At 70.2% G+C, this 5,603-nt stretch carries 4 protein-coding genes; all 4 read left to right on the top strand.

Annotated elements, in window-relative coordinates; translation table 11 throughout:
• Window positions 1–95 precede the first annotated feature (95 nt).
• The 4 genes from HW445_RS16895 to ctaD all read left to right on the top strand — a co-directional run bounded on the left by HW445_RS16895 (window position 96) and on the right by ctaD (window position 5,442).
• A complete protein-coding gene (locus HW445_RS16895) occupies window positions 96–881 on the top strand; it encodes an SDR family NAD(P)-dependent oxidoreductase (RefSeq protein WP_180221845.1) in 786 nt (261 codons plus the stop codon).
• Complete coding sequence (locus HW445_RS16890; RefSeq protein WP_180221844.1) at window positions 878–1,087, top strand: hypothetical protein; 210 nt, start codon at window positions 878–880, stop codon at window positions 1,085–1,087. The genes HW445_RS16895 and HW445_RS16890 overlap by 4 nt, the downstream gene beginning before the upstream one ends.
• A 301-nt stretch (window positions 1,088–1,388) precedes the next feature.
• A complete protein-coding gene (locus HW445_RS16885) occupies window positions 1,389–3,392 on the top strand; it encodes a kelch motif-containing protein (protein WP_180221843.1) in 2,004 nt (667 codons plus the stop codon).
• A gap of 358 nt (window positions 3,393–3,750) precedes the next feature.
• The gene (gene ctaD / locus HW445_RS16880) at window positions 3,751–5,442 is read left to right on the top strand and encodes a cytochrome c oxidase subunit I (RefSeq protein WP_308799320.1); all 1,692 of its coding nucleotides are present in this window, start codon (window positions 3,751–3,753) and stop codon (window positions 5,440–5,442) included.
• Window positions 5,443–5,603: the final 161 nt, after the last annotated feature.

Below are 5,603 nucleotides of genomic sequence, written 5' to 3'. Positions count from 1 at the left end.
CAGGGTCCGGTGGGACGGGGCTGCCCGTGGGGGACGGGTCGCGCCTATTCTGGCGGCGTTCCGCACACCCACCTCGAACGGGAGCATCGCGCACCATGACCGCCGCCTACACCGCCACCGCCGCCCCCGCCTCCCGCATCGCCGTCGTCACCGGCGCGAGCAGCGGTATCGGCGCCGCCACCGCGCGGCAGCTCGCGGCGGCCGGCTACCGCGTGGTGCTGACCGCCCGCCGCAAGGACCGCATCGAGGCCCTCGCGGAGGAGATCAACGCCGCCGGTCACTCCGCCGCCGCCTACGCCCTGGACATCACCGACCGCGCCGCCGTCGACGAGTTCGCCACCGCCTTCAAGACCATCGGCGTCCTGGTCAACAACGCCGGCGGCGCCCTCGGCTCCGACCCGGTGGCCACCGGTGACCCGCAGGAGTGGCGCACCATGTACGAGACCAATGTGATCGGCACGCTCAACGTCACCCAGGCGCTGCTGCCCGCGCTGACCGCGAGCGGCGACGGCACCGTCGTGGTGGTCTCCTCCACCGCCGGTCACGCCACCTACGAGGGCGGCGCCGGCTACGTGGCCGCCAAGCACGCCGAGCACGTGCTCGCGGAGACCCTCCGGCTGGAGATCGTCGGCACCCCGGTGCGGGTGATCGAGGTCGCCCCCGGCATGGTCAGGACCGAGGAGTTCGCCCTCACCCGCTTCCACGGGGACACCGAGAAGGCGGCCAAGGTCTACCAGGGCGTCGCCGAGCCGCTCACCGCCGACGATGTCGCCGACACCATCGCCTGGGCGGTCACCCGCCCCAGCCACGTCAACGTCGACCTCCTGGTCCTGCGCCCGCGCGCCCAGGCCTCCAACACCAAGGTGCACCGGGAACTGTGACCTCCCCCTCCTCCCCCTCCCCCTCCTCCGAGGGCCCTCGGCCCCCGGCCGACCGCCTCACCGAGCGGCAGCGCGCCGCGGAGAAGCGGCGCATCGCGCGGGAGACCAGGAACGAACGCATCATGTGGTGGAACCTGGCGTACTTCCTGTTCGGGATCCACATCGTCGCGGCCGTGATGATCTTCGCGATCAGTCACGTGAAGTAACGCATCGCGGTACCCGCCCACGGCGCCCGTCCACACCCTGTGGACGGGCGCCGTGGCGTGTCCGCCCAGTGGGGAGGCGCGTCGGCGGGCGCCGTGGCCGGGGCGCGGCCGGGTGTCACCGGGCCGGTCCGCGCACCGCCGAATCGGGCGCCGTGACGCTCCGTGGCGTTTCGTTGCCGGAGATGAGAGACCGATGTTCCTACGATCTTCCCAGCAGCTCAACATCTGATGAGCCATCAGATGGTGTGCTCGGGGCGGGGATCCAGCGAACGTCAGCGCACCCTTTCCGGAAGTCACTCACATGGCAGAAACCAACCGTCGTCCGCGGATCCGCCGGAGCGTCCTCGGCGCTGCGGGAGTGCTGGTCCTGGCCGGCCTCAACGCCCCCGCCGTCTACGACTTCACCTCCCGGACCTACCACGCCTATCTGATCGAGCAGCCGTCCTACAAGGCGGACCACGGTCACTGGCGGATGGTCGAGGTCCCACCGCGGTTCCGCATCAACACCATCCACGCCGCGCTGCTGCACACCGGCAAGGTGCTGTTGATCGCGGGGTCCGGCAACAACGCCAAGATGTTCGACTCCAAGACCTTCCGCACCGTCGTGTGGGACCCGGTGCGGAACACCTTCAAGAACGTGGAGACGCCCAGCGACCTGTTCTGCGCGGGCCACGCCCAGCTCCCCGGCGGAAACCTGCTGGTCGCGGGGGGCACCCAGCGGTACGAGACGCTGAAGGGCGACGTCAAGCGGGCCGGCGGCCTGATGATCGTCTACAACGAGAACCCCGACAAGCCGAAGACGCTCCCCGAGGGCACCCTGTTCACCGGCAAGGAGAGCGGCAAGACCTTCACCTCGCAGGCCGGCGTCCTGGTGCCGCGCGCGAAGAAGGAGATCGACCCCGACACCGGCAAGGCCACCGTCACCGCCTCCTCGGCGCGGGTGTACGTGGAGGCGACCCAGGAGGGCGCCCGGTACCAGACCGGGGCCCAGGACCAGTACCGGATCAAGGGGCTCAAGGGCGCCGAGAAGCGCAACGTCTACGGGATCGCCCAGAAGCTCTCCTTCGACAAGAAGGACTTCCAGGGGATCAAGGACGCCTACGAGTTCGACCCGGTCGCCGAGGAGTACATCAGGGTCGACCCGATGCACGAGGCCCGCTGGTACCCCACGCTCACCACGCTGGAGGACGGCAAGGTCCTCTCGGTCTCCGGCCTGGACGAGATCGGGCAGGTGGTCCCGGGCAAGAACGAGGTCTACAACCCGAAGAAGAAGGACTGGGAGTTCGTCCGCAAGTCCCGGTTCTTCCCGACCTACCCGGCGCTCTTCCTGGCCCAGGGCGGCAAGATCTTCTACACCGGGTCGAACGCCGGGTACGGGCCGGCCGACAAGGGCCGTGTCCCCGGCCTGTGGGACCTGGACAGCGGCGCCTTCAAGGAGGTGCCGGGCCTCACGGACCCGCAGCTGCTGGAGACCTCGATGTCGGTGCTGCTGCCGCCCGCCCAGAAGCAGCGGTACATGGTGATCGGCGGCGGGGGAGTGGGCGAGAGCCCGAGGTCCACCGAGCGCACCGGACTGGTGGACCTCAAGGCCGACGACCCCCGGTTCGTGGCCGGACCCGACCTGTACGCCAAGGCCCGCTACCCGTCCGCGGTGATCCTCCCGGACGACACGGTGCTGGTCACCAACGGCTCCGGCGACTACCGGGGCAAGGGCGACAGCAACGTGCTGAAGGCGGCGGTCTACGACCCGGCGGCGAACCGGTTCACCGCGGCCGCGGAGCCGCTGGTCGGCCGCAACTACCACTCCGGCGGCCTGCTGCTGCCGGACGGCCGGGTGATGACCTTCGGCTCGGACTCGCTCTTCTCCGACGAGGCCGACTCCAAGCCGGGCGTCTTCGACCAGCGTCTGGAGCTCTACACCCCGCCCTACCTGCACCAGGGCGGACAGCGGCCCCGGCTCGACGAGGAGGGCAAGGACCGGCGGCGGGTCGAGCTGGGCGCGTCCACCACCTACGCCAGCCCGGAAGCGGCGCGGATCGAGAAGATGCGGCTGATCCGGCCGGGCTCCTTCACCCACGTCACCAACGTCGAGCAGCGCTCCATCGCCCTGAAGTTCACCGCGCAGGGGGGCAAGGTGAAGGTGACGCTGCCGGACGATCCGTCCCTGGTGCCGCCCGGCTGGTACATGCTCACCGCGGTCGACGGGCGGGGCGTGCCGTCCCAGGCGGTGTGGGTCAGGGTGCCGGTCTCCGACGACGCCGAGTCCCCGAAGACGACCGAGGAGCCGCCCCCGCCCGCGCTCTGACACCTCCGGCGCCCTCGCTCCGGCACCTCCCGTGCCCGCGCTCCGGCACCGCTCCCGCCCTCGCTCCGGCACCTCCCGTGCCCGCGCTCCGGCACCGCTCCCGCCCTCGCTCCGGCACCTCCCGTGCCCGCGCTCCGGCACCCCGCGCAGGGACCCAGGTCCCTGGGCGGCCGGGACCTGCGACCCGGCCGTCCAGGGACTTTCGCTGTGACGCGACGGTCCCAAGGGCCCTGGGGCGGCGGTGTCCCCGAGGACGAGCATGAGCGGTGGCGGGCCGGGAAGGCCGGCACGGTCCTGTCCCCCGTAGGACCGGCTTCCCGGTCTGCTGCACGTATCAGCGCTTCGGGAGGACGACCCGGTGGACACCGCACAGCCAGTACAGCGAGACGAGCAGAAGGCCGTCACCGGTCCGCCACCGCCTCCCGCCCCCGCCCCCGCCCGGCGGATCAACTGGGTCGAGTGGCTGACCACCACCGACCACAAGAAGATCGGCACGATGTACCTGGTCAGCGCCTTCGCCTTCTTCGGCGTCGGCGGCATCCTGGCGCTGGTGATGCGTGCCGAACTGGCCCGGCCCGGCACCCAGATCCTCTCCAACGAGCAGTTCAACCAGGCGTTCACCATGCATGGCTCGATCATGCTGCTGATGTTCGCCATGCCGCTGTTCACCGGGTTCGCCAACTGGATCATGCCGCTCCAGATAGGCGCGCCGGACGTGGCGTTCCCCCGGCTGAACATGCTGTCCTACTGGCTGTTCCTGTTCGGCTCGCTGATCGCGGCGTTCGGCTTCCTCACCCCCCAGGGCGCGGCCAGCTTCGGCTGGTTCCTCTACGCGCCGCTCTCCTCGGAGCTCTACTCGCCCGGCCTCGGCTCCGACCTGTGGATCATGGGCGTGGCCCTCTCCGGCTTCGGCTCGATCCTCGGCGCGGTCAACTTCATCACCACGATCATCTGCATGCGCGCGCCCGGCATGACCATGTTCCGGATGCCGATCTTCACCTGGAACGTGCTGCTGACCGGCGTGCTGATCCTGCTGGTCTTCCCGGTCCTGGCCGCCGCCCTGTTCGCCCTCGAGATGGACCGGCAGTTCGGCTCGCACATCTTCGACGCCGCCAACGGCGGGGCCCTGCTGTGGCAGCACCTGTTCTGGTTCTTCGGCCATCCCGAGGTGTACGTCCTGGCGCTGCCGTTCTTCGGGATCGTCTCGGAGGTCATCCCGGTCTTCTCCCGCAAGCCGATGTTCGGCTACATGGGCCTGGTGGGGGCCACCGTCGCCATCGCGGGCCTGTCGGTCACCGTGTGGGCCCACCACATGTACGTGACGGGCGGGGTGCTGCTGCCCTTCTTCGCCTTCATGACGATGCTGATCGCCGTGCCGACCGGGGTGAAGTTCTTCAACTGGATCGGCACCATGTGGAGGGGCTCGCTCTCCTTCGAGACCCCGATGCTGTGGGCGGTCGGCTTCCTGGTGACCTTCCTCTTCGGCGGCCTCACCGGCGTCATCCTGGCCTCGCCGGTGCTGGACTTCCACGTCTCCGACTCGTACTTCGTCGTCGCGCACTTCCACTACACGCTCTTCGGCACGGTGGTGTACGCGATGTTCGCCGGCTTCCACTTCTGGTGGCCCAAGTTCACCGGCAAGATGCTGGACGAGCGGCTCGGCAAGGTCACCTTCTGGACGCTGACCGCGGGGTTCAACCTGACCTTCCTGGTCCAGCACTGGCTGGGCGCGGAGGGAATGCCGCGGCGGTACGCCGACTACCTGGCCGCCGACGGGTTCACCTTCCTCAACACCCTGTCCACCATCGGCTCCTTCCTGCTCGGCCTGTCGGTGCTGCCGTTCCTCTACAACGTGTGGAAGACCGCCCGGTACGGCAAGCCGGTCGGCGTGGACGACCCGTGGGGCTGGGGCCGCTCCCTGGAGTGGGCCACCTCCTGCCCGCCGCCGCGGCACAACTTCACGCGGCTGCCGCGGATCCGCTCCGAGTCGCCCGCCTTCGACCTGCACCACCCGGGCGTCGGCGACCGCGAGCTCGAGGCGGTGAAGTGAGGTGGACCTCTCGGTGCTCGCCCTGGGCGTGGCGGCCGTCGCGCTCGCCGGATACGTCTGGTACGTGCCGGCCCTCCTGGAACTGCGGGCCGGGTCCGCGGACCGCCCCCGGTCCAGCCGCAGCGCGGCGGCGGCCTGCCTGGTGGCGTGGGCCACGGTGG

The sequence above is a fragment of the Streptomyces sp. UH6 genome (assembly GCF_013421635.1).
GTDB classification, from domain to species: Bacteria; Actinomycetota; Actinomycetes; order Streptomycetales; family Streptomycetaceae; genus Streptomyces; species Streptomyces abyssomicinicus.
The sequence above is the reverse complement of the archived record's forward strand: the minus strand, read 5'-3'. Positions and strand labels throughout refer to the sequence as shown.

What these genes read in the sequence shown, in the direction of transcription:
- HW445_RS16895 (WP_180221845.1), top strand. Translation starts at nt 96, where the DNA reads ATGACCGCCGCCTACACCGCCACCGCCGCCCCCGCCTCCCGCATCGCC.
- HW445_RS16885 (WP_180221843.1), top strand. Translation starts at nt 1,389, where the DNA reads ATGGCAGAAACCAACCGTCGTCCGCGGATCCGCCGGAGCGTCCTCGGC.